General features: G+C 64.8%; 24 protein-coding genes. 14 read left to right on the top strand and 10 right to left on the bottom strand.

Annotation, left to right across the window (positions count from 1 at the left end):
• Positions 1-19 precede the first annotated feature (19 nt).
• Positions 20-667 (bottom strand): class I SAM-dependent methyltransferase, encoded by a 648-nt coding sequence (locus RFM52_RS16055; RefSeq protein ID WP_320297424.1) that lies wholly within the window; start codon positions 665-667, stop codon positions 20-22.
• Between the two features lie 38 nt (positions 668-705).
• Complete coding sequence (locus RFM52_RS16050; protein ID WP_320297466.1) at positions 706-1,728, bottom strand: aminopeptidase; 1,023 nt, start codon at positions 1,726-1,728, stop codon at positions 706-708.
• Positions 1,729-2,149: 421 nt separating this feature from the next.
• On the opposite strand from RFM52_RS16050, the gene RFM52_RS16045 reads away from it, so the two are divergent.
• The 3 genes from RFM52_RS16045 to RFM52_RS16035 all read left to right on the top strand — a co-directional run bounded on the left by RFM52_RS16045 (position 2,150) and on the right by RFM52_RS16035 (position 5,298).
• Positions 2,150-3,727, top strand: coding sequence for an HD domain-containing phosphohydrolase (locus RFM52_RS16045; RefSeq protein WP_320297423.1), 1,578 nt, complete (start codon positions 2,150-2,152; stop codon positions 3,725-3,727).
• Positions 3,728-3,817: 90 nt separating this feature from the next.
• Complete coding sequence (locus RFM52_RS16040) at positions 3,818-4,090, top strand: hypothetical protein (RefSeq protein WP_091581466.1); 273 nt, start codon at positions 3,818-3,820, stop codon at positions 4,088-4,090.
• An 83-nt stretch (positions 4,091-4,173) separates the two neighbouring features.
• Positions 4,174-5,298 (top strand): substrate-binding protein, encoded by a 1,125-nt coding sequence (locus RFM52_RS16035; RefSeq protein WP_320297422.1) that lies wholly within the window; start codon positions 4,174-4,176, stop codon positions 5,296-5,298.
• A 165-nt stretch (positions 5,299-5,463) separates the two neighbouring features.
• Here RFM52_RS16035 and RFM52_RS16030 read toward each other — a convergent pair whose 3' ends face one another.
• Both RFM52_RS16030 and RFM52_RS16025 read right to left on the bottom strand, forming a co-directional pair.
• Positions 5,464-5,706, bottom strand: a complete 243-nt coding sequence (locus RFM52_RS16030; protein WP_320297421.1) for a hypothetical protein — start codon at positions 5,704-5,706, stop codon at positions 5,464-5,466.
• A gap of 95 nt (positions 5,707-5,801) precedes the next feature.
• The gene (locus RFM52_RS16025) at positions 5,802-6,551 is read right to left on the bottom strand and encodes a DUF899 domain-containing protein (RefSeq protein ID WP_320297420.1); all 750 of its coding nucleotides are present in this window, start codon (positions 6,549-6,551) and stop codon (positions 5,802-5,804) included.
• Between the two features lie 122 nt (positions 6,552-6,673).
• Between RFM52_RS16025 and RFM52_RS16020 the strand changes: the two genes are divergently transcribed.
• Complete coding sequence (locus tag RFM52_RS16020; RefSeq protein ID WP_320297419.1) at positions 6,674-7,894, top strand: helix-turn-helix domain-containing protein; 1,221 nt, start codon at positions 6,674-6,676, stop codon at positions 7,892-7,894.
• Positions 7,895-7,925: 31 nt separating this feature from the next.
• Complete coding sequence (locus RFM52_RS16015; protein ID WP_320297418.1) at positions 7,926-8,576, top strand: Vgb family protein; 651 nt, start codon at positions 7,926-7,928, stop codon at positions 8,574-8,576.
• A gap of 117 nt (positions 8,577-8,693) precedes the next feature.
• On the opposite strand, the gene RFM52_RS16010 is transcribed toward RFM52_RS16015, so the two are convergent.
• The 3 genes from RFM52_RS16010 to RFM52_RS16000 form a co-directional block, all read right to left on the bottom strand.
• The gene (locus RFM52_RS16010; RefSeq protein WP_320297417.1) at positions 8,694-9,779 is read right to left on the bottom strand and encodes an acyltransferase family protein; all 1,086 of its coding nucleotides are present in this window, start codon (positions 9,777-9,779) and stop codon (positions 8,694-8,696) included.
• A 106-nt stretch (positions 9,780-9,885) separates the two neighbouring features.
• Entirely contained in the window at positions 9,886-11,148 is a 1,263-nt protein-coding gene (locus tag RFM52_RS16005; protein WP_320297416.1) for an MFS transporter, read from the bottom strand.
• Positions 11,145-11,876: an MBL fold metallo-hydrolase gene (locus RFM52_RS16000; RefSeq protein ID WP_320297415.1), complete on the bottom strand. Its 732-nt coding sequence runs from the start codon at positions 11,874-11,876 to the stop codon at positions 11,145-11,147. Before RFM52_RS16000 ends, RFM52_RS16005 begins: the two co-directional genes overlap by 4 nt.
• A 111-nt stretch (positions 11,877-11,987) precedes the next feature.
• Here RFM52_RS16000 and RFM52_RS15995 point away from each other — a divergent pair, with 111 nt between their 5' ends.
• Positions 11,988-12,653, top strand: a complete 666-nt coding sequence (locus RFM52_RS15995) for an ArsR/SmtB family transcription factor (RefSeq protein WP_320297414.1) — start codon at positions 11,988-11,990, stop codon at positions 12,651-12,653.
• A gap of 179 nt (positions 12,654-12,832) precedes the next feature.
• On the opposite strand, the gene RFM52_RS15990 is transcribed toward RFM52_RS15995, so the two are convergent.
• Entirely contained in the window at positions 12,833-14,335 is a 1,503-nt protein-coding gene (locus tag RFM52_RS15990; protein WP_320297413.1) for a winged helix-turn-helix domain-containing tetratricopeptide repeat protein, read from the bottom strand.
• Between the two features lie 82 nt (positions 14,336-14,417).
• Complete coding sequence (locus RFM52_RS15985; RefSeq protein ID WP_320297412.1) at positions 14,418-15,011, bottom strand: TetR/AcrR family transcriptional regulator; 594 nt, start codon at positions 15,009-15,011, stop codon at positions 14,418-14,420.
• Positions 15,012-15,114: 103 nt separating this feature from the next.
• On the opposite strand from RFM52_RS15985, the gene RFM52_RS15980 reads away from it, so the two are divergent.
• Positions 15,115-15,930, top strand: coding sequence for an oxidoreductase (locus RFM52_RS15980; RefSeq protein ID WP_320297411.1), 816 nt, complete (start codon positions 15,115-15,117; stop codon positions 15,928-15,930).
• A 114-nt stretch (positions 15,931-16,044) separates the two neighbouring features.
• A complete protein-coding gene (locus RFM52_RS15975) occupies positions 16,045-17,046 on the top strand; it encodes an NADP-dependent oxidoreductase (protein WP_320297410.1) in 1,002 nt (333 codons plus the stop codon).
• A 109-nt stretch (positions 17,047-17,155) separates the two neighbouring features.
• On the opposite strand, the gene efp is transcribed toward RFM52_RS15975, so the two are convergent.
• Positions 17,156-17,725 (bottom strand): elongation factor P, encoded by a 570-nt coding sequence (gene efp, locus RFM52_RS15970; protein WP_320297409.1) that lies wholly within the window; start codon positions 17,723-17,725, stop codon positions 17,156-17,158.
• Positions 17,726-17,854: 129 nt separating this feature from the next.
• Between efp and epmA the strand changes: the two genes are divergently transcribed.
• The 6 genes from epmA (at position 17,855) to waaA (ending at position 23,667) form a co-directional block, all read left to right on the top strand.
• A complete protein-coding gene (gene epmA / locus RFM52_RS15965; RefSeq protein ID WP_320297408.1) occupies positions 17,855-18,898 on the top strand; it encodes an EF-P lysine aminoacylase EpmA in 1,044 nt (347 codons plus the stop codon).
• A 210-nt stretch (positions 18,899-19,108) separates the two neighbouring features.
• Positions 19,109-20,452: a TldD/PmbA family protein gene (locus RFM52_RS15960; RefSeq protein WP_320297407.1), complete on the top strand. Its 1,344-nt coding sequence runs from the start codon at positions 19,109-19,111 to the stop codon at positions 20,450-20,452.
• Positions 20,439-21,248: a 3'(2'),5'-bisphosphate nucleotidase CysQ gene (locus tag RFM52_RS15955; protein WP_320297406.1), complete on the top strand. Its 810-nt coding sequence runs from the start codon at positions 20,439-20,441 to the stop codon at positions 21,246-21,248. The genes RFM52_RS15960 and RFM52_RS15955 overlap by 14 nt, the downstream gene beginning before the upstream one ends.
• A 75-nt stretch (positions 21,249-21,323) precedes the next feature.
• The gene (locus RFM52_RS15950; protein ID WP_320297405.1) at positions 21,324-21,569 is read left to right on the top strand and encodes a DUF4170 domain-containing protein; all 246 of its coding nucleotides are present in this window, start codon (positions 21,324-21,326) and stop codon (positions 21,567-21,569) included.
• 5 nt (positions 21,570-21,574) lie between these two features.
• Positions 21,575-22,354, top strand: a complete 780-nt coding sequence (locus RFM52_RS15945; RefSeq protein ID WP_320297465.1) for a lysophospholipid acyltransferase family protein — start codon at positions 21,575-21,577, stop codon at positions 22,352-22,354.
• Positions 22,351-23,667: a lipid IV(A) 3-deoxy-D-manno-octulosonic acid transferase gene (gene waaA / locus RFM52_RS15940; RefSeq protein ID WP_320297404.1), complete on the top strand. Its 1,317-nt coding sequence runs from the start codon at positions 22,351-22,353 to the stop codon at positions 23,665-23,667. The genes RFM52_RS15945 and waaA overlap by 4 nt, the downstream gene beginning before the upstream one ends.
• The last annotated feature ends 48 nt before the right edge of the window (positions 23,668-23,715 follow it).

The raw sequence follows: 23,715 nt of genomic DNA, 5'->3' as shown, positions 1-23,715 counted from the left end.
CTCATCAACCGCAACCGGTCTAAAGCTTCCTGAAGAAGCCGGACAGGATGTTCGGGCCCGCTTCGCCTGGCCGCAGCCGGATCCCGTCCTCGAAGCAGTTCATCGTCACGCATTCGAAACCGCTGGCCGCGAGGAGCGCCACCAGCGAGTCGCGGTCGAAATGGTGCAGGTGCTCGTTGGGCAGGCGCATGCGCCAGTTGGCGAACCAGTTGTCGCCTTCGGCGCCGAGCTCGCGCCAGCGGCAATAGGGGACGGCGACGGCCAGGTGGCGGGTCTGAAGGCGGGACAGGAAACTGAGATCGGGAATGTGCTCGAGCACGTCGAACATGGCGACGAGATCCCAGGTGCCGGCGAGCGCCTGGTCCCAATCGACGAAGCGAACGCCCTTGGGCAGAGGGAACTCCGCGATATCGCAGCCGGCGCAATCGGCGACGCCGGTTATTTTCGCGGCTTCGATGAATGTGCCGGTGCCATATCCGATTTCCAGCACCGAGCGAGGAATCTCGCCGGTGATGCCGAGCACCCAGCCAAGCCGCTGATAGCCGAGCTTGATGGTCCGGTCGCTCAGGTCCTCGTAATAGGAGATGTACTTCTTGTCGTATTTGATCGGCGTGAAGTCGATCTGGTGGATGACGCCGAATCTGTCCACCTCATAATTGTCCAACATTGTCCGCGCCGCCTCCGGATACCGATTTCCCTACATTGTCAATTGCACGTGGCAGCGGCCTTGAGCGCATCGGCCCGGGAAGATGCGGGCAGATTTCCGATCCGTCGAACAGAGGCGTAGAACCTTGGATAGTCGCCGGAGCACAAGTCGAACAAGCGGAGAAACGCCGGAACCTCTTCGCCATAGACAGCGGTCGCGGCAAGCTTTGCGTTGTTGATGGGGCTATCGAACCAGGCGTCGTATCCGCGGTATCCGGCCCATCGCTGGTCGCGCATTTGCCGGTAGCGCGTCCGCAGCCTGTCGATGGTGGCGGCTTTGGCGGCTGCCTTCTGCTCCGGGCGACGGGGGCTTCCATAGACCTGGCTCAGCTCGTCCCGGGTCTTCGCGATCAGTCCGAGAAAATCGGCCTTGCGCCTGCGATCGGCTTCGTAACTGCGCAACCCGGCGCGATTGCCGGTGGCGCCCAGCCATTTCCTCGTGCCGGTGGTTTCGACGGAAACAGCGAAAGCCTCGTTGAACGCGGAGTCGCCGTTCACATAGACTTTCTGATGCGCCAGTTCATGGAAAACGAGGCTTGCGAGGTAGGTGTTGTTCTGGCGCAGCATGGTGCTGAGCAACGGATCGCTGAACCAGCCCAGCGTGGAGTATGCCGTGATGCCCGTCACATAGACGTCCAGCCCCTGCCGCTGCAGTCCAGCGGCATTTTCGAGCGCGTCCTTGCGCGAAAAATAGCCCTTGTAGGGAACGCAGCCAAAGACCGGAAAGCACCATGTTACCGGAGCGAGAGAGAATTGCGGCGCGGCAAAGACCGCCAAGGTCACATCGTTGCGACCGACGTCGACATAACTGCGGTAGCTGCTGTTGTCGGGCAATGCCAGTTCTTGCGTGGCAAAGCGACGTATGGCGCTGGCCGAGGTCAGCTTGGCACGCAATGGCTCCGGCGTCGAAGGATCATGGATCAGCGTCGCAACATTCTTGCGCGCGGCCATGATCTCGACATGGCCCTCCAACGACTGCGCGTAGTAGGAAATGCTGGTGCATCCGGTCATACCGGACGCCATGATCGCAGCGGCGAGCAATCGAAAAACGCGCTTCAAAGCCTGCCCACCGCCTGCTGATCTCCCATGGAGCAAATGTCCATTTGCTCCCGTGTCTCAGGCGCGCCTATTTTCGTCAAGACCTGGAAGAGCAGCGGTCGGACCTTCGATTTCGCAGCGGTGATCGGGATACGGCGCTCAGCGAAGATCTGCCCTCCGCCGCGCCATCAGCCGCAGTCGTGGGGAGGCCACCATCAACAGGATACATCGGCGCCATGCCGCTGAGCAGCAAGGCGCCCGCCCGGATTGGCCCCTCCAATCGCCGACATTCGGGCTCCGGCCCAGGCAAAGCGGTCTTCGCCGCAAATGACAGCAGGCTTGGGACCTTTCCCCTAGGTATTGCTGGCTCGTGGGGGTAGCATGAGGCGCACTGGGGATGTGCACGATGACAGACGCCTCGATACGCCGGGCGGACTTCATGATGGTCCTGGCCTATGCTTCGGACCTTGCCACCGGCCATTCGCGCGATTTCGCGCTGAAATCCTGCGTGCTTGCAATGCGGATCGCCAAGCTTGCGGGCCTTTCCGACGAGGTTCGGCGTAACGCCTATCACCAGTCTATGCTGCGTTATGTCGGCTGCAATGCCGACACCGACCTGCTCTCGGCCACCTTCGGCGACGAAATCGCGCTTCGCCAGGATCTCGTCGGTCTCGACATGGGCAACCGTGCGGAACTGGGCAGGGTCTTCGTGCAGGCCTTCAAGCGGTTCTACTACGATCTCGAGCCTGACGCGCAGGCCAGGGCGATCGAGGCCGCGATGTCGCAGGCGCTCGCCGTAGCCCGCCCGGTGCTCACCGCGCATTGCGAGGTCGCTCAGCGGATCGGCGAGCGGCTTGGCCTGTCCGAGGGCATCCGACGCAACCTTGGCCAGATCTACGAACGCTGGGACGGCAAGGGCCTGCCGCGCGGCTTAAGCGGCGAGGATGTCCTGCCGGCCGTCCGTCTGATCACGCTGGCGCAGGATGCAATCGCGCTCAGCGAGGCGGTCGGCGTCGACGGGATGGCCGAAACCATCGCCAGTCGCGCGGATGGCCCATACGAAGCGGATCTGGCCCGGCTCGTCCCGGCCAACGCGGCGGCCTTGATGGACGGCATCGGCGCCACGGTCGACCGCGAGACGATTTTGGCGCTGGAGCCCGATCCGCCGGTAACGCTGGACGAGGGGGCTTGCGATGAGGCGTTCCTCGCCATTGCCGACATGATCGACATGCGCATGCCGTTCACGCAGGGCCATTCGCGAATGGTGTCGGAACTGGCCGCGGGTGCGGGGGCACGGATCGGGCTGCCCGGGGCTGACGTGCGCGCGCTGCGCTGGTCGGGCTGCATCCATGATATCGGCGAACTCGTCGTGCCGGTGGCGACCTGGATGCGCAACGGCCCGCTGTCGGTGCGCGAGCGCGACGCCGCGCAACTGCACGCTTATTACGGTGAGCGGGCGCTGGCTTCCTTCGGCCACGACGGCGATGCGATGGGCGCGCTCGTGCTGCGCCATCACGAGCGCCTGGACGGTTCGGGATATCACCGCAAGGTCAGCGGTTCCGACCTGTCTCCGGCGGCCAGGATCCTGGCCGCTGCCGAAGCCTTTCAGACGTCGCGGGAGGAACGTCCGCACCGCAAGGCGCTGTCCAGCGAGGCGGCGGCAACGCAGTTGCGTGCAGCTGTTCGTGACGGCTGTATCTGCCCCGACGCTGCCGAGGCCGTATTGTCCTTCGCCGGGCAGCAGTCGCGCCGGGCTTTGCCGCAGGCGCTAGCCGGCATGACGCGGCGCGAGATCGAGGTGCTGCGCCTGATCGCCGCCGGCCTTACGGCGAAGGAAACGGCTCGCAAGCTCGATATCGCGCCCAAGACCGCTGACCATCACATCCAGAGCGTCTATTCCAAGATCGGCGTGGCCACCCGCGCCGGCGCCGCGCTCTATGCGGTCGAGCACGGCCTTGTCCGGCCGGGCGTAATGCCGGCATAGGGAATCCACCCCATGTGCGCCCGCTCCGGCGCGCGCATCGTGATCCTGTCGACGGACCAATGGTGGCCGCGACCGACAGGAGGAAATCAGATGCTTCTCGCAACGACCAAGGTGGCGGACGTCGACCGCTTCATCCGGATCTTTTCTACCAAGGGCGCCGACAAGCGCCGGCTGCACGGCTCGAACGGCGCAACCGTGTTCCGCGACCCGAGCGAGCCTGACCGCGTCTGGGCGATCTTCGACTGGGACGCCGAGGGTTGGAAGAACTTCGTGTCGGATCCGGAGGTCCCCGCGATCCTGCAGGAAGCCGGCCATGTCGGCAAGCCGCAGGCGGCATTGCTGCTGGGCCACTACGAGGCCTGAGGTCAACCGTGCGCGCCGCCTGCCGTCGGCGGCGGCGCGCCCGACGAAACCCCAAAGACGAACCTCAGAATCGGAGAAATCAGATGGATCCGAAACCCATCAAGATCGGCCTTATCGCCGAGCTCACCGGCCCATTGTCCTTCATGGGCATCGCCAACGCCAACCTCACCACCATGCTTGTCGACGACATCAACGCCAAAGGCGGCCTCCTCGGCCGCCCGGTGGAGCTAGTCATCGAGGATGGCGAAACTCTCGAAAGCGTCGCCAAGGCAAAGGCGGCGAAACTAGTCGACGTCGACAAGGTCGATGTGGTCGTCGGCGGCATCTACAGTTCGACCCGCCTGGCCATCAAGAGCGAGGCGGTCACCCGGGGCGGGACGCTCTACCTCTATACCGAGCAGTATGAGGGGCAGGAAAACGATCCGCTGATCTTCTGCACTGGCCCCGTGCCCGCGCAGCAGGTCGAGCCGCTGATCCCATGGCTCATGAAGTCCACGGGAGCCAGGAAATTCTACCTGCCATCCGCCGATTACATCTGGCCTCATTTGCTGAACAAGGCCGCGAGCCACGTAGTGCGCGCCAATGGCGGCGAGATCGTCGGCGAGGAGTACTTTCCACTGGACACTGTCGATTTCCGGCGGACGGTGCAGCAGATCATGGCGAGCGGCACCGACGTGGTTTTCTACACCATCGTCCCGCCGGGGCTGACACCGTTCCTCGAAGAACTGCACAAGGCCGGCTTCGGCAAACGCGGCGGCCGGATCGTCTGCACCTACTTCGATGAGAACTTCTTCAACCTGGTGCCGCCCGAGCAGATCGAGGGCCTCTACAGCTGCCTCGACTATTACCAGGAACTCGACGAACCGTTCGGTCGCGCGCTGTTGCGGCGCTACAGCGAACGGTTCCCCGGCGGCGCTACCTTGACTGCGGGCAGCGGGTGCACTGGTCACTACCGGGCGATCAAGATGTGGGAAGCTGCCGTGAAGGAGGCGGGCAGCGTCGAGCGCGACGCGGTCATCCGGGCACTCGACCATGCTCGTATCGCCGAAGGCCCGGGAGGTGCGGCCGAGATGGTTCCCGGCCAGCATCATGTTCGCATGAATATGTACATCGCGCAGGCGCAGGGCGGTCAATTCAGGGTCGTGAAGAACTTGGGTCCGATCGATCCCAACGAGCGCGTGCTTACCAACGAACTCCAACCAGGTTAGAGCATTTCACCGTTTCACGGAAACGGCGAAATGCCCTATCTCTTTGCTTCTACGCAATTCCGGACGGAAAACCGCTCACACTTTTCCTGGAATTGCTCTAGGTGGAGCGAGCGTCGGCACTTTTCTTCCAATTGGCGGGGGCCGCTGAACGGTCCCGGTCCAGCCTTATGCCCGCCTGCCCACCAGCCGCAGCCATGGCGCAAGATGGAAGGCCGCCATCAGGAGATACATCGGCGCCATGCCGCTGAGCAGCGACGCGCCCGAGCCCGGCATGCACATCATGTCATGGCCGCCATAGGCGACCGTCAGCAGCGCCATTGTTGCAAAGGTCGGCGCCGCGGCGAGGCAGAGCCAGTCGGCGAGGCCGAAGCCGCTCAAGCCGGTCGGGCGAGGGGAGTCGATGCTCATGATATCCACCTTCTGAAGCGGTCAGGTTTCAAGCCCTTAGGGCGAAGCGATCGGCTCCGGCGGCGCAGTTCCACGCCGCCGGAGTCGCTTCACGCTCAGGCGTTCTTGTTGCGGAACGCCGCTTCGCCGGCATCCGACACCTCGACCCATCTCTGGTCGGGGGCAGCCCCTGCTTCGTAACTGTCGTGCCAGTTCCACCACTTGTAGGTCTGGGTCTGCGGATAGCCCTCGGGCGAATCCTCCCACACCTCCTGGCGGCCGAGCGGCGTGACGTCGAGATAGCTCCAGACGGTGCCGAACGCTTCATCGCCGCGGTTGTTGACGAAATAGGTGCGGAAAATACGCTTGCCGTCATGGATGAAGACGTTGTGGCCGTGCCATTCGTCGACGCCGAAATCCTTATCCCAGCTGTCGGTGATGGTGTACCAGGGCATCTTCCAGTCCATCTGCTGCTTAAGCCGCTGGATGTCGGCCTGCGGCGCGCGCGAGGCATAGGCAAGCGTGGTGTCGCGGGCATTGAGATGGGCGAGGTTGCCGACCTGATCGGCGCCGAGCGAGCAGCCGCGGCAGGCATGCTCGGGCCAGCCATAGACGCCCGGCTCGAAGAAGGCGCGGTAGATGACGAGCTGCCGGCGACCTTCGAACAAATCGAGCAAGCTCACCTTGCCGTTCGGGCCTTCGAACACATAGTCCTTCTTGACTTCCATCCACGGCATGCGGCGGCGTTCGGCGGCCAGAGCGTCGCGGGCGCGGGTGACGGCCTTTTCCTTGACCAGCATCTCTTCATAGGCGCCTTCCCATGCTTCCTGCGAAACGACCGGCGGTGTCTTCATGTGTTGGGTCATTGCTCTTGTCCCGTTCTTGGGTTTGGTTGGGGGGTGACGAGGACAGACATAGGGCCGCACACCGCAATGGTGGGAGTTACAAGTGTGACGCGATTTGCTGCGGCGGGCTTTGAGGCGACGGCATGGACTCGCTGATCAACGCCGCCGGCCGCGCGCTTGCCGCTGGCGATCCGCTCGGCGCCCTGAAGCGCGTCGCGCTGCGCGACGACGCGCCGGCGCTGGCGTTGCGCGGCATCGCGATGGCGCAGCTCGGCGATTTCGCCAAGGCCAAGGCGCTGCTGAAGGACGCCGCCCGCGCCTTCAGCCCGAGGGAAGCGGTGGCGCGGGCGCGCTGTGTCGTCGCCGAGGCCGAGATCGCGCTCGTCTCGCGCGACCTCGGCTGGCCGGAGAAGGCCCTGCGATCCGCCCGCGCGACGCTCGCCACGCATGGCGACCGGCTGAACGCCGCCTATGCCGGCAGCCTCGAGGCGCGCCGCCTCATCCTGATCGGCCGGCTCGACGAGGCCGAGCGCCTGCTGGCGGATTTCGATCCGGCGCCGCTGCCGCCCGTGGCGCGCGTCGCGCATGAACTGGCGGCGGCCGGCATTGCCGTGCGCCGCCTCAGGACAAAGGCGGCGCGCTCGGCCTTCGGCCGGGCATCGCTTGCCGCTTACCAAGCCAACATCCCGGCCTTGAGGGCCGAAGTCGAAGCGGCATCCCTGGTGTTGAACACGCCGGTCGGCCGGCTGATTGCGCGCGGCGCGGAGAATGATCTGCTGCTCGATGAGGTCGAGGCATTGCTGGGCTCGGGCGCGCTGGTTATCGATGCCTGCCGCAATGTCGTGCGCGAAGCCGACGCGGTCGTGTCGCTGGCAACCCGGCCGGTGCTGTTTACGCTGGCGCGCACGCTCGCCGAGGCATGGCCGGCGGACGCATCGCGCGAGGAGCTGCTGAGGCGCGCCTTCCGGGCCAGGCATGCCGACGAATCGCATCGTGCGCGGCTCAGGGTCGAGATGGGACGGCTGCGCGCCGAGCTCGGTGAGTTTGCCGAGATCAACGCAACCGCCGCCGGTTTCGCCATCGCGCCGCTGAAGGCCGCCGAGGTCGTCGTGCTTGCGCCGCCGGTCGAGGATGAGCATGGCGCGGTGCTCGCATTCCTGGCCGATGGCGAGGCCTGGTCGAGCTCGGCGCTGGCGATCGCGCTTGGCGCCAGCGCGCGCACCGTGCAGCGGGCGCTGGAGGAGCTTTCGACGGCAAACAAGGTGCAGGCGGTCGGCCGCGGCAGGGCGCGCCGCTGGATGATGCCGCCGGTGACCGGATTCCCGACTGTGTTGTTACTCCCGGGTCCGCTGCCGACCGACTAGTCTGCGGCCATTGTTCGAATGGAGATCGAAAATGAAACGAGCCGCTGCCGAGATCCTGCGTGAATACGGACCGTTCCCCGGCGTCGAGCGCGTCAACGGCGTTACCTATGACGGCGAAAATGTCTGGTTCGCCAGTGGCGACAGGTTGAACGCGCTCGATCCTGACAGCGGCATGATCGTGCGTACGATCGATGTCGCCTCGCATGCCGGTACCGCCTTCGACGGCGAGTATCTCTACCAGATTGCCGAGGATCGCATCCACAAGGTCGACCCGAAGATCGGCAAGGTCGTCGCAACCATTCCCGCCCCCGGGAACGGGGGTGATTCAGGCATGGCCTGGGCCGAAGGCTCGCTCTGGGTCGGTGAATATCGGGCACATAAGATCCATCAGATCGATCCTGAAACGGGCAAGGTGATCCGCACGATCGAATCGAAGCGCGTCGTCACTGGCGTCACCTGGGTCGATGGCGAGCTCTGGCATGCCACCTGGGAGGGCGAGGAGGGCGATCTGGTGCGCGTCGATCCCGACACAGGCGACGTGCTGCAGGAACTGGCGATGCCCTCCGGCGTGTCGGGGCTGGAATCCGATGGCGGCGGCTGCTTCTTCTGCGGTGGCGGAAGCAGCGGCAAGATCAAGGCCGCGCGGCGTCCGGGACATAGAGCAATTCCAGGAAAAGTGTGAGCGGTTTTCCGTCCGGAATTGCGTCAAAACAAAGAGATAGGGCGTTTCGCCGTTTCGGTGAAACGGTGAAACGCACTAGCGCCGGCAAATGACGGACTGGCGGAAGAGGCGGCCCGGTCAGGCCGCTTCGCGCGCCTGCCGCGTCATTGGCTTGCTAGCCTTGGCGGCGTTCGGCCCGTCGACATGCGCCCAGGCCGGCCGCTCGAACAGGAAGGTGCCGAAGCCGATGCGCTTGACGATGAAGTAGAGCACCACCGGGCTGACGACCGAGACGAGCAGCACGGCGAGGCTCAGCATGCCGGTGTCGGTCAGCAGGCCGCTTGCCAGCATGACACCGCGGAAGATCGACATCGGGATGGTGAAGGCAACATAGACGACCAGCGAATGCTCGCCGAGCCAGCGCAGCCATTCCATGGACGCGAATTTCGACAGGAAGCCGCCCGCGACGCAGAGCGCCACCGCGCCGGCGACAGCGAGCGACAGATGCAGCGGCGGCCAGGCTGCAAGGCCCATCTGCATGCCGATCGGCTGCACGGCGTAGCCCGGCGAATAGACGAGCAGGCCGTTGACGATCGCCCAGGCGAGCAGGCCGGCAACGGCGACTGCCGGACGAGCCTGTGTCCATTCGACCAGCCGGAAGATCAGCGGCGCCAGCACAAAGCCGAGATAGAAGAACACGAAATAGGCCGCGAACTGCTCGAGCGCGTAGCTGTCCGGCTTCGGTGCCCACATCTGCAGCACGGCAGCAGCCAAGATGACGATCCAGTGCGGCACGCGAAGCTCGCGCAACAGGCGGATGACGATCCCGAAGACCGCCAGCATGTAGATGAACCACAAGACGCCGTACGGCTCGACGACGGCCATCGCGAGATCGTGCAGCATGCCGGCGGGGTCGCGGCTGAAGATGCCGATCTTCAGCCCGATCGAGATGATCGCCCAAAGCACATAGAAGTAGAGATAGTGGACGACGCGGCGGTCGATATAGCGCCGCCATGGCCGGTCGATCACCTGCGACAGGAACAGGCCCGAGATCAGGAAGAATTCCGGCATGCGGAAGGGCGTCGCGAAGCCGATGACATAATGCAGGAAGCCGACGCCGCCGGTGTATTCGCCGGTGTTGTAGGCCGAATACATCATCACCACCAGGAGGATGGAAAGGCCTTTTGCCGTATCCACCCACGGCATGCGGTTCGGGGAGCTCATGCGCGATCTCGAGGAAATTCAACTGACGCAATTGTAGCGGACGGGCGCATGTCCCGCAGCAACAAGCTTACGATATCGTAAACGGAAACCTTGTTCGGGGCCGGCGTTAACCATCGCCCGGCGCTGGAAATGGGACGGCGACGCCAGTCTCGCGCATCGCTATCGCCACGATCGCACCCGACAGGAAGGTCAGCGCAGCGACTGACCCGATCGCCGCGGCGAAGCCGAAGAAGTCGGCGATCAGGCCTGCCGACAGCGCCCCGATCGCATAGCCGAGGTCGCGCCAAAAGCGGTAGACGCTGAGCGAGCGCGCCCGCCAGGAGGGATGCGATGCGTCCGACACCGCCGCGATCAGGCTCGGATAGACCATCGCAGTGCCGAGGCCGAGCAGCAGGCTGGCCAGCAGCCACCAGCTGAAATCGCGCGTCATGGCGGTGGTGAGAAGCCCCGCCGCCTGCGCCCACATGCCGGCGACGATCAGGCCCTTGCGGCCCCAGCGGTCGCTGAGCGGCCCGGTGGCGACCTGGAAGATGCCCCACACCGCCGGATAGACCGCCTTGAGGATGCCGATCCGCTCGACGCCGAGCCCATTGGCGACGAAGAAGAGCGGAAACAGCCCCCAGCTCATGCCGTCGTTCAGATTGTTCACCAGGCCGGCTTGCGATGCGGCGAACAGGTTGCGGTTCCCGAACGAGGTTAGCATGAAGATCTCGCGAAAGCTCAGCGGCGAAGCTGCTTTCGGATGGTTCGCCAGCTCCAGCCGCACATGCTCGCGCGTGTCGCGCACAAGCAGGATCGACAGCGCCGCACCCAGGATCGCATAGCCGACGCCGAGATAGATCGGCACCGGACGCAGCCCGTAGCGGCTCGCGAGATAACCGGTGAGGAAGGCGGTGACGCCGACCGCGAGGTAGCCGGCGAACTCGTTGAGGCCGACGGCGAGCCCGCGCGATTTCGGCCCGACCAGGTCGACCTTCATGATCACCGTCATCGACCAGGCGAACCCCTGGTTGATGCCGAGCAACGCGTTGGCGGCGACGATCCAGCCCCAGCTTGGCGCCCAGATGATGATGAAGGGCACCGGCACGCCGAACAGCCAGCCCAGGATCAGCACGCGCTTGCGGCCCCATGTGTCGGCGAGCTGGCCGGAGACGAGGTTGGCACAGGCCTTGACCACGCCGAAGCTGACGATGAAGGACACGACCAATGTGGTCGACGCGACGCCGAATTCCTCCGCGCCGATCAGCGGCACCACGGTCCGCTCGATGCCGACCATGCCGCCGACGAAAGCGTTGATCAGCACCAGCAGCGCGAACTGCTTCCAGTTGGCCTTGAGGCCGAGCGCGACGGCGGGCGCCGCTGCGCTCAAGGTTTCGCCCCGGCGTTGACGGCCCGGTTCCGTGCGGCCCCCGGCGGCGGGGGAGGGATATCGGCGGTCATGGCGGCGACGAACTCACCCTCGTCCTCGATGCGGAAGGCCTTGTTGAAGCGTCGCTCGAAGCCGATGGTCGACGTCGGCTTGCCGCTCAGCGAACGGCCGCAGACAGAACCGGAATAGGCGCCGGGCAGCACCTCGATAAAGTCGGGCAATCCCTTCAGCCGGCGCACGCTGGCGAAGAGCGCGCGGGCGCCGTCCTCGGCGCTGGAAGCAAGCTCGGTGCGGCCGAGATCGCCGACCATCAGCGTGTGTCCGGTGAGCACGAACCAGGGTTCGGTCGATCGCGTCCGGTCGGTGACGAGAAGGCTCAGATGCTCCGGCGTGTGGCCCGGCGTGTGCATCACCGTTGCCGTGACATTGCCGAGCTCCAGCACCTCGCCGTCCTTCGCGCGCCGGAACGGGAAGCCGGCTTCGGCGCCTTCGAACAGCACGTATTCGGCGCCGGTCGCCTCGGCAAGCGCCCGGCCGGCCGAGATGTGGTCGGCATGGATATGCGTGTCGACGACATAGAGGATGCGCATGCCGGTCGCGCGTGCCGCCTCGACATAGGGCACGATGTCGCCGACCGGATCGACGACAGCCCCGGAAGCCTTGCCGCCGCAGCCGAACAGGTAGGAGGCGGCAACCGGGTCGGTATGCAGGAACTGCCTGAGAATCATTGCGTTTCCTCCAAACGGACAGCCGTCCCGGGCGAAGCAGCCAAGCTTGACAGCAAGCCAAAACTATCATTCAATTATTCCATTGAATGACGATGCGTCGCTGAAAGGCCGATGTCAATCCGCAATCCGAAGCAGGCGCTCTACGAACAGTTCGCGATCGTCGCGAAGGCGCTCGGCCATCCTTTGCGCCTGGAGATGATCGAGCATCTGGCGCAAGGATCGCGCAGCGTCGAGGCGCTCGCGGCGAAACTCGGCCAGCCGGTCGCCAACATCTCCCAGCATCTTCAGGCGCTGCGCCGCGGCGGCATCGTCTCGGCCGAACGCGACGGCAAGTTCGTGCATTATTCGCTCGCCGATGCGAGCGTGCTGTCGGCCTTCGCCGCCATTCGCGGCGTCGCTGAACGGCAGCTTGCCGAAGTCGACCGCATCGTGCGCGGCTATTTCGACGCGCGCGACGACATGCGGCCGGTCGGGCGCGAGGAACTGCAGGCACTCATGCGCGACGGACTGGTGACGCTGATTGACGTTCGTCCGGCCGATGAGTTCGCGCTTGGCCACGTGCCGGGCGCGATCAATGTGCCGCTCCGCGAAATCAACGCGTGGTCCGGCAGCGCCGATGCCGGCAAGCAGATCGTCGCCTATTGCCGCGGTCCGTGGTGCGTGATGTCCTTCGAGGCTGTCGCTGCGTTGCGCTCGCTCGGGCTCGCGGCGCGCCGCCTCGAGGAAGGCATGCCAGAATGGAGAGCTGCGGGCTTGCCGGTCGAAGCGGCCGCCTGACTGCGGGCAATGATGCCGAGCACTAAAGCATGTCTCCCGAAAGTGGTCCCGGTTTCGGGGCAAAGACATGCTTAAGATCAAGGACTTAAAGCAGATTGCGTGAATCCTTTTTCACGCGACCTGCTTTAGCGCGAACTGCTTCCAGTTGGCCTTGAGGCCGAGCGCGACGGCGGTGGCGTTCACGCGGGAAAACCGGCCTTTATGAAGCCTGAAGTGAAAAGCTCCAGAGCGACCGGGTCGGCGAACGGGAGACATGAAATCAGCCGAACAGTTACGTCGTGTTTCCTTGTCAGCGCTTCCTCGACTTCAGCGCGCGCCTTCTCCATCTCACCCAAATGTGCGTATGTCGCTGCGAGGAAGGCGTGAATGAAGAAATGGTCGCCGGCCCTCCGATACGAACCGACGGCTTCCGAGTACCTTCCAAGCAGGAAGAGCGAGCTGCCCTTCACCTCCCAGAACCATATCGGAGGTAACGGGTCGCGCAGGAGCGCGCTTTCGAGCACGCGGAGCGCGGTCTCGGCTTGACCACCATAGTTGAGCCAGCTTGCGTAATCGCCTGCTATGTTCACGTCCAGCGGGTTCAACGAGCGTGCCTGCTCGAAATGCATTCCCGCATCGCTATGCTGGCGCATGTGCGTAAGCACCAGCCCCATGCTCTGGTGACAGACGCCATCGCTCCTGTCGAGGGCGAGCGCCGTTCGCGCCGAGTTCCAGGCCTTCTGCAGTGTCCTCGGATCGTTGTCATACCAGAATCTGCCAACGAGGGCCTGTGCGAGGAAGGCGTGGCCCTGAGCGAATGTCGAATCGAGCTCGACACATCGAACGAACAGGGACTCGGACTCGTCCATTTCATATTGATGGAAGAGCGCGCGCCCCTGCAGATAGTAGTCGTATGCATCCCAATCGGCCGGAGGCTTGCGTCTGGAGCGGCTCGCTGTATCGGCCTCAGCCTGGCCCTCGACCATCGAGGCGATGAGAGCGGCAACCTCGTCTTGCAATGCGAAGATGTCGTTGAGGGCCCGATCGTACCGTTGGGCCCACAGGTGGGCGCCGGTGGCGGCGTCAATCAATTGCGTGGTGATGCGAATGCGGTCGCCGAGCTTTCGTACGCTGCCTTCGACCAGGTATCGGACCCCGAGTTTGCGATGGACTTCGGCAATGTCCAATGCCGGATCGCGAAACTGAAAGGACGAATTGCGCCCAATGACGAGGAGGGAGCGAAACCTGGCCAGCTCCGTGATTATATCCTCGGTTATGCCGTCACTGAGATACTGCTGGTCGTGATCGCCGCCCAGATTGGCAAAAGGCAGCACCGCGATCGAGGGCTTGCCGGACGATGGTATCGGTTTGGAGGATGCGCTCGCCACCGGCTCGACAGTCCCGGTGAAGCGGTAGCCGACGCGAGGCACGGTGGCGATCCACTCACCGCCATTGTCAGCCGGACCGAGAGCCTTTCTCAGTGTCGCGATCTGGACGGTAAGGTTGCCTTCCTCGACGGCGGTGCCCGGCCAGGCAGCGTCCATCAGCTCGGCCTTGGTCACGATCTCGCCGGGCCGTGCCGCAAGCGCGGCAAGGAGCGTCAGCCCACGATGCCCGACAGCGATCGGGGTCCGCTCTTTCAGGAGCGTCCCGATGTCGGGATCGAGTACGAACGGACCAAAGGCGATGCGAGTCCCCTGCATGGGGGGATATTAGCCGTTTCGGAGTTTCCGGAACAGTTTCGGCACTGCGGCTACGGAGCGCCAATTGCGAGCTCAAGCAGATCTACGACCGGCCCGGCGCCGGTTCTTTCGGAAGCGGCTGGATCAATGTCCGTGCCGCAGCCTTCCCTGCCGCGAGGATGCGGTCCGACAATTCGGATCCTTCCATGGCGCGGGCAAGTTGAAGAGCGCCGATGAGGGTCGAAAAGACGCCCAGCGCAACGGCCTCCGGATCTTCGGTCGGCGGCAGAGCTTCAGCTAGCTGTCGCATCAAGGATTGGACGCGCTCGGCATAAACAGCCCGCGTTTCAGCCGGCTGCCGTGCAATCTCCGGCAACAGCGCGGCAGAAGCGCAGCCCTTGCCAGGATTGTCCCGGTGCTCAGCCGATAGATAGGCATCTATGGCCAATTCCAGGCCGCCAGCGGCCAATGCTTCCTGCAATTGGTGCGACTGCGCTTCCAAGGCCGCCGCCACGCTCTCACGCACGAGCTCGGCCTTGGATTGAAAATGCGGGTAGAAGGCCCCGTTCGTGAGCCCCGCGTCGCTCATGATGGCGGCAAGGCCCGACGCCGCGATCCCGTCCGACCGGAAACGGTCGGCGGCGACCTCCATGATCCGGCCGCGTGAAGCATCCTTCCGGCCCTTTTCGTAGCGCATGGCAGCCATCCCTTTCTGTTATTGCATTATGAGCATAATGTGATATTATGATTGTAATTCAACTGACACGAAAATGCTAGCCCCCGTGATTTTGGAGAACGAAATGAATGCGAATTCCGGAAAAACTGCAATCGTGACCGGAGCTTCCTCGGGTATCGGCCGGGCCAGCGCCGAGGCCTTGGCGCGCGCGGGGTTTACCGTCTTCGGGACAAGCCGCCGCAAGGCCGGCAATGGCCCGGAAGGGGTGACAATGCTGGCATGCGACGTGACCGACGGCGAGGCCGTTGCCGCGCTCGTTTCGACGGTGCTGTCGCAGACCGGCCGGATCGACCTCCTGGTCAACAATGCGGGTGTCGGCCTGCTTGGAGGCGCCGAGGAATTCTCGGTTCCACAGGTGCAGGCCCTGTTCGACGTCAATCTGTTCGGTGTCATCCGCATGACCAATGCGGTGTTGCCGTCGATGCGGCGGCTCGGCCAAGGGCGCATCGTCAACGTCGGCTCGGTGCTGGGACTCGTGCCGGCACCGTATTCGGCGCATTATTCGGCGGTCAAGCACGCGCTCGAAGGCTATTCGGAATCGCTCGACCACGAGGTTCGTGCCTTCAATGTCCGTGTCTCGGTGGTCGAACCGGCATTCGTGCGCACAGTCTTCGACCAGAACGGTATCCGGCCGGTCTCCCTGCTGAAGGAATACGACCGGGCTAGAGCCGGGCTCGAAGCGCTCCTTCGCGATGTGATGCCTGTGGCCGATCGGCCGGAAGTGGTGGCCGAGGTGATCGTCAAGGCGGCGACCGCTGCTCGTCCGCGGCGGCGCTACACCGCCGGCAAGGCAGCGCGCCAGGTCAGCCTGCTGCGCCGCTTCGCCCCCGCGGATATATTCGACAAAAGCCTGCGCAAACAATTCCGCCTTCCGGTCTGAACGCAACGCGGCAAAGGATTTCGCGCGCAGGCGACTGGCAAGCAAGGCCTTCCGCTGTGCCCGCCACCTTCCGAACCAACTGTTTCAAGAAACACGTTTCAGAAAGTCACTGCAATGAAAGCATTTGTCGTCAATCGCTATAACAAGAAGGGCATTCTGCGGTTGGCTGAGATGCCGGCACCGAACGTCGGGGATAGCGATGTCCTGGTCGAGGTCCACGCCGCGGGGGTGAACCTCCTGGACTCCGATCTCAGAACCGGAAAGTTCAAGCTCATCCTGCCCTATCGCCGGCCCTTCATCCTCGGCCACGACATGGCTGGGACGGTTGTCCGCGTGGGATCGAAAGTCCGTAAGTTCAAGCCCGGCGACGATGTCTACGCGCGGCCGCGAGATGGCCGGATTGGCACATTCGCCGAGTTCATTGCCCTGGATGAAGCCGACGTGGCTTTGAAGCCCAAGAACCTCGGCATGGAGGAGGCAGCCTCAATCCCCTTGGTCGGCCTTACCGCCTGGCAGGTGCTCGTCGAAAGGGCGAATCTGAAGAAAGGACAGAAGGTCTTCATCCAGGCCGGCTCAGGCGGCGTTGGCACATTCGCCATCCAACTGGCAAAGCACCTCGGCGCGGCCGTTGCGACGACCGCCGGCGCGGCGAGTGCCGATTTGGTCAAGGGGCTCGGCGCGGACGTGGTTGTCGACTACAGGAAAGACGACTTCGAGAAAGTCTTGTCGGGCTACGATGTCGTCCTGAACAGCCAGGACGCCAAGACGCTCGAAAAATCCCTGAACGTGCTGAAACCGGGCGGCAAGCTCATTTCCATCTCCGGCCCGCCGGATCCTGAATTTGCGCGGGCGAAGGGACTGAACCTGGTCCTGACGTTGTTAACGCGGCTGTTAAGCCGGGGTATTCGGGCCAAGGCCAGGCGCCATGGCGTGAGTTTTTCGTTTCTTTTCATGGCGGCGCAGGGTGATCAACTGACCAAGATCACTGCCCTCATCGAATCCGGGGCGATCCGCCCGGTTGTCGATCGGGTTTTTCCATTCGAGGCGGCCAACGAGGCTCTGGCCTATGTCGGAACAGGGCGCGCCAAGGGCAAGGTTGTGATCAAGGTCAGGTAGCACCCTGCCGTTTTTGCGAGCCGGCACTCAGGACAGGGCAAGGCAAGGCACGCCAATGGGGCGGCACGCCTGTCCTCAGAAGCCGCGGCAATTTGGCTGACGTAAGCTCTCAGTCCTTGGCGCGCTCGACATACGAGCCGTCGGCGGTCATCACCACGATGCGCGTGCCGGCGGAGATGTGCGGCGGCACGGTTGTGCGCACGCCGTTGGAGAGCACGGCCGGCTTGTAGGAGGAGGACGCCGTCTGGCCCTTGGTGACCGGCTCGGTATCGACCACCTCGAAGGTGGCGCGCTGCGGCAGCACCAGCGAGATCGGCACGCCGTTGAACTGCGCGAGCTGCACGGCCATGCCCTCCTGCAGATAGGGCGCGAAGTCGCCGACCACGCCTTCCGAGGCCACGACCTGGTCGTAGCTTTCCGGGTTCATGAAGTGGAAACCTTCGCCATCGGAGTAGAGGAAGGTGTGTTCGCGTTCCTCGACATAGGCGCGCTCGACCATTTCGGTCGTGCGGTAGCGTTCCGACACCTTCACCCCGTCGCCGATGCGGCGCATGTCGAGCTGGGTTACCGGCGTACCCTTGCCAGGGTGGATGTTTTCGGCAAAGAGGATGACATAGAGCTTGCCGTCCTTATCGACGACGTTGCCTTTGCGTAAGGAGCTGGCGATGACCTTGACCACGATATTCGATCCCGTTCGAGTTTTTCGGCCTGCGAGCGTCGATTTCCGCGAAGCGGCGACGGCGGCCATCGCGTGCGCCCTAGCGCATCTTGCGCCGAACCGCCAGCCTTCCGCTCGATTTTCCTGCCCATGACCGCCGCTTCGCCCTGGTGGACGCCTGATATCCATGCCGATCGCCGGCCGCGCCTGATGGCGCGCAATGCCATCGCCGCAGCATTGCGCGGCTGGTTCTCGACACGCGATTTCATCGAGGTGACGACCTCGGCGCTGCAGGTTTCGCCGGGCAACGAGGCGCATCTCGCCGCCTTCGCCACCGAGGCGATCGGGCCCGACGCATCGCGCCGGCCGCTCTATCTCCACACCTCGCCGGAATTCGCCTGCAAGAAGCTGCTTGCCGCCGGCGAGGAGCGCATCTTCAGCCTCGGCCCTGTCTGGCGCAACCGCGAGCGCGGGCCGCTGCACCATCCCGAGTTCACCATGCTCGAATGGTACCGCGTCGGCGATACGGTTGAGCGCCTGATGGACGACTGCGCCGAATTCCTGGCGCTCGCGGCGGAAAGGGCCGGCACAAAGCGCTTCCGTTTCCGTGGCCGCGAGGCCGACCCTTTCGCCGAGCCGGAGCGGCTGAGCGTGGCGGAGGCTTTCAAGCGCCATGCGGGCATCGACCTGCTGGCGACCGTGTCAGTCGACGGCAGAACTGACCGCGACGCGCTTCACGAAGCGCTGGTCCATGCCGGACTGCGCACCGCGCCCGACGACAACTGGGCCGACCTGTTCAGCCGGGTGATGGTCGAAAAGATCGAGCCGGCGCTGGGGCAGGGGCGGGCCACCATCCTTTACGGCTATCCGATTTCGGAAGCGGCACTCGCCCGGCCGAGTGCCGAGGATCCGCGCGTCGCCGAGCGCTTCGAGCTCTATTGCTGCGGCGTCGAGCTTGCCAACGCTTTCGGCGAGCTGACCGACGCGGCCGAACAGCGCCGCCGCTTTGTCGCCGAGATGGACGAGAAAGAACGCGTCTATGGCGAGCGTTATCCGCTGGACGAGGATTTCCTCGCCGCTCTGGCCCTCATGCCGCAAGCCAGCGGCTCGGCCCTCGGCTTCGACCGGCTGGTGATGCTGGCGACCGGGGCAAACAGGATCGAGGACGTGATCTGGGCGCCGGTGGCCGAGTAGCACGCCCTTCTCGGCCCTGGGGTAAAGCATCCGACACGAACCACGGCGATTGCCTTGAGATTGCCGCATCCGCCATTGCACAAGCGTCGGTGGAACAATAGATGGTGCGGACGCATCCATGATGGTGCCATGGCGTCCATGATGGTGCGGCACCATCATAGCCGGCAGGGTTCCTCCTGACGGACTGCGTGAACAAACAGGAACAACCGCATGACCGATAAGCTCGACGCAGCGAAATTGACCGATCGCGTCGCGGCGCTCGTCGAGGCGGCCAGGCGCGCCGGCGCCGACGCGGCCGACGCGGTCGTGGTGCGCGGCCGCTCCGCCGGCGTGTCGGTTCGGCTGGGCAAGGTCGAGGGCACCGAATCGTCGGAGAGCGAGGATGTGTCGCTGCGCGTCTTCGTCGGCCAGCGTGTGGCGAGCGTTTCGGCCACCGCCGCATCCGACCCCAAGGCGCTTGCCGAGCGTGCCGTGGCCATGGCCAGGGTTTCGCCCGAGGATCCGTTCCAGGGCCTCGCCGATCCCGCGCTGCTTGCCCGCAATCTGCGCGATCTCGATCTCTTCGACCCGACGGAGGTATCGGCGGACCAGCTGAAGGAAGCGGCACTTGCGGCCGAAGCGGCCGCATTGGCGGTCAAGGGCGTGACCAATTCCGCGGGCAGCAGCGCCGGCGCCGGCCTGGGCGGCATGGTTCTCGCCACTTCGCATGGCTTTGTCGGCCAGTATGTCGGCTCGCGTTTCTCGCGCTCGACCAGCGTCATCGCGGGTGAGGGAACCGCGATGGAGCGTGACTACGAATTCTCCTCGCGCCAGCACTTCGCCGACCTCGACGCGCCGGAAGAGATCGGCCGCAAGGCGGGCGAACGCGCGGTGCGCCGCCTCGGCGCCCGCAAGGCGGCGACCGGCCCGGTCGACGTGGTGTTCGATCCGCGCGTCGCGCGCGGCATAGCCGGCCATCTGGCCGGCGCCATCAACGGCGCCGCGGTCGCCCGCAAGACCAGCTTCCTGCGCGACATGATGGGCAGAGAGGTGGCGTCGGCCGCGATCACCGTCACAGACGAGCCTTTGCGGCGGCGCGGCCAGGCCTCGCGCCCCTTCGATGGCGAGGGCGTCGAGGGCGAGAAGCTGCTGATGGTCGAGAAGGGCGTCTTGAACCACTGGTTCCTGTCGACCTCTGCCGCGCGCGAGCTCGGCCTCGTCACCAATGGGCGCGGCTCGCGCAGCGGCTCGTCGGTTTCGCCGTCCTCGACCAACCTTGCCATCGAGCCGGGCGGGCGTTCGCCGGAAGATCTGATCGCGTCGTTGAAGAGCGGCTTCTATGTCACCGAGGTCTTCGGCCAGGGCGTCGACATGGTGACCGGCGAATACAGCCGAGGCGCCTCCGGCTACTGGATCGAGAACGGCGCGCTGGCCTACCCGGTGGCCGAGGTGACGATCGCCTCGAACCTGAAGACCATGTTCCTCAACATGGTGCCGGCGAACGATCTCGACCGCAATTTCGGCACGGCGGCGCCGACGCTCCTGATCGAAGGGATGACCCTTGCCGGCGCTTGACCAATTGACCTCGAGCGAGGCCCGCGAAGACCTCGCTTTGCTGCGCGATGCCGCTCGCGAGGCCGGCGCCATCGCCATGCGCTATTTCGGCAACAACCCGCAGGTGTGGATGAAAGGCGGCACCTCGCCGGTGAGCGAGGCCGACCATGCGGCTGACGCCTATCTGCGCGAGACCTTGCTTCGGGCGCGTCCGGATTATGGCTGGCTGTCGGAGGAGACCGCCGACGACCATGCCAGGCTGTCGGCCCGCCGCACCTTCGTCGTCGACCCGATCGACGGCACGCGCGGCTTTCTCGATGGCCTGCATTCCTGGTGCGTCAGCGTAGCCGTGGTCGAGGCCGGGCGCTCGCTCGCGGGCGTGCTCGAATGCCCGGCCAAACGCGAGACCTATTGGGCGCTGCCGGGTGAGGGCGCCTATCTCAACGACAGGCGCATCCATGTCCGTCCGCTTGGGCAGGACGTCGATATCGGCGGACCCAAGCCGCTGGTCGACTTGATGCCGCAGGCCTGGCAGGGAAGGCTGCGGCGCACGGCCTACATTCCTTCGCTTGCCTATCGGCTGGCGATGATCGCCGCGGGCAAACTCGACGCGACCTTCGTCAAGCCGAGCGCGCATGACTGGGACATCGCAGCTGCCGATCTCATCCTCACCGAGGCCGGCGGCGCATTGATAGACCGCACCGGCAAGCCGCCGCGCTACGCCGGCGAGGTGATCAATCATGGCGCGCTCGCGGCCGGCAGCGGCGAATTGCTCGGCGTGCTTGCCGGGGTCATTGCCGGGCTTGACGAAGGGTGAGGCGGTCGGCGGTTCCAATACCGGCAGCTTTGGTCTAAAACCTGTCACGAATTCATAAGCATGCGAAGGATCGGCATGGCCGTGGAAGACGGAAAGAAGCAGCTTTTGCACCTGGTTTTCGGCGGCGAGCTGAAAAAGCTGGGTGGAACCGAGTTCCGCGATCTCGAAACCCTCGACATTGTCGGCATCTATCCCGACTATCAGACCGCGCTTGGCGCCTGGAAAGCCAAGGCGCAGGCCAGTGTCGACAATGCCCATATGCGTTATTTCGTTGTTCATCTGCACCGTCTGCTCGATCCAGAATCGAAGGTCGGCGGTTGACGTCGATGGAGCATGAAGCGGTGAAAGGGGCGACTGGGCGGCGCGCCGCCAGGCGCGGCGGAACGCGCACGCTGTGGCGGCGCATCCGTGAGCCGTTGGCGCAGTCGAGTTTCGTCAAGAACTTCATCGCCAACCTGTTCGCCTGGTTCGTGCGGCTGATTCGCGTCACCAGCCCGCTCGTCGAAGGCTCGACCCAGGTAGCCGGCGGCGCTTACGCGCATCTCGAGCCCGGCATCATAGCGCTCTGGCACGGCCAGCATCTTCTGACCCCAGCCTATTATCCCAAGGGCCGGCAGCTGGTCGCCATGGTCTCGCGCAGCGCCGACGCCGAGCTCCAGGCGCTGATGATCGAGAAATTCGGTATCGAGGCGGTGCGCGGCTCCGGCGGTCGCAACAGTTCGAGGCATCTCGACAAAGGCGGCGCCAAGGCCTTGATCGCGCTCAAGAAGTCGCTCGTCGCGGGCAAGAACGTCGCCATGATCGCCGACATTCCGAACGGCACGCCGCGCGACGCCGGGCTTGGCATCGTTCTCCTGGCAAGACTTTCCGGCCGGCCGATCCTGCCCTCGGCCATCGCCACCAGCCGCCGCAAGGTGCTGGAGAAGAGCTGGGACAAGACCACCATCAACCTGCCTTTCGGCCGCTCCGCGGTTATAGTGGGGCCGCCGGTCTTCGTACCGGCCGATGCCGACGATGCCGAGATGGAGCGCAAGCGCCAGGAGGTCACTGCCTCCCTAAATGCGGCAACGGCCGAGGCCTATCGCCTCGTGGATAGCGGCAAATGAGCGAGCGTTGGGCGCGCGTGGCCCTGACCGCCTACCGCTATGCCGGGGCGGCCGCCTATCCGCTGATCGGACCCTATGTCGCCTGGCGCGCCTCGCGCGGCAAGGAGGACCGCGTCCGCCGGCGCGAGCGCTATGGCGTAGCCGGCCGTCCCCGTCCGGAAGGGCCGGTGATCTGGATCCATGCCGCAAGCGTGGGCGAGACGATCGCGGTGGTGCCGCTGGTCGAGAGCATCCTCGACTATGGCGTCAACATCGTCCTGACCACCGGCACCGTGACCTCGGCCAAGGTCGCCGAAGAGCGCCTCGGCAGCCGCATCATCCACCAATATGTGCCGCTTGATCTGAAACCCGCGGTGAGCCGCTTCCTCGATCACTGGCGGCCGGAACTGGCGATCATCGCCGAATCGGAAATCTGGCCGATGACCATCCTGGAACTTGGCGCCCGCAACGTGCCGCAGGTTCTGGTCAATGGCCGGCTGTCCGACCGCTCCTTCACCTCGTGGAAGAAGCGCGCCGGCGTCGCCGAGGCGCTGTTTGAGAACCTCGCCCACGTCATCGCCCAGTCGGATACCGACGGCGAGCGGTTTCGCGCGCTCGGCGCCCGGCCGGTTACCGTATCCGGCAACCTCAAGGTCGACACCAACCCGCCGCCGGTCGACGAGCGGGCTTTGGCCACCCTGCAGCGCCAGATCGGCGATCGTCCGACCTGGGCGGCGATCTCGACCCATGACGGCGAGGAGGTCGTGGCCGCCGAGGTCCATGCCAGCCTGCACAGGCGCCATCACGGGCTCCTGACCATCATCGTGCCGCGTCACCCCGACCGCGCGGATGCGCTTGCCGCGCAGATTTCCGGCATGGGCCTGACGGTGGCAAGGCGCAGCAAGGCCGACCGCATCTCGCCCGACACCGATATCCTGCTGGGCGATACGATCGGCGAAATGGGCCTTTACCTGAGGCTGACCGAGATCGCTTTCGTCGGCCGCTCGCTGACCTCGGAAGGCGGCCAGAACCCGCTCGAGCCGGCGATGCTCGAAACCGCCGTGCTTGCCGGCCGCAACGTGCAGAATTTCCGCGAGGCCTATCAGCGCTTGCTCGACAGCGGCGGCGCCAAGCTGGTGCGCGACCGCGACATGCTGGCCGGCGCCGTCAATTTCCTTTTGACCAACGAAGCGGCACGCCACGAAATGATGGCGGCGGGTGCCGCCACCGTCGACGAGATGCGCGGCGCGCTTGCCCGCACGCTGAAATCGCTGGAGCCCTATATCCAGCCGCTGGTCGTCAAGGCGCGCCTGAAAGGCGCAAACGGGCGCTAAAGCAATTCCAGGAAAAGTGTGTAACGGTTTTTCCGTCCGGAATTGCGT

This window comes from Mesorhizobium humile (assembly GCF_033977215.1).
In the GTDB taxonomy this organism is placed as follows: Bacteria; Pseudomonadota; Alphaproteobacteria; order Rhizobiales; family Rhizobiaceae; genus Mesorhizobium; species Mesorhizobium humile.
This window is presented reverse-complemented; position numbering and strand designations above follow the sequence as displayed.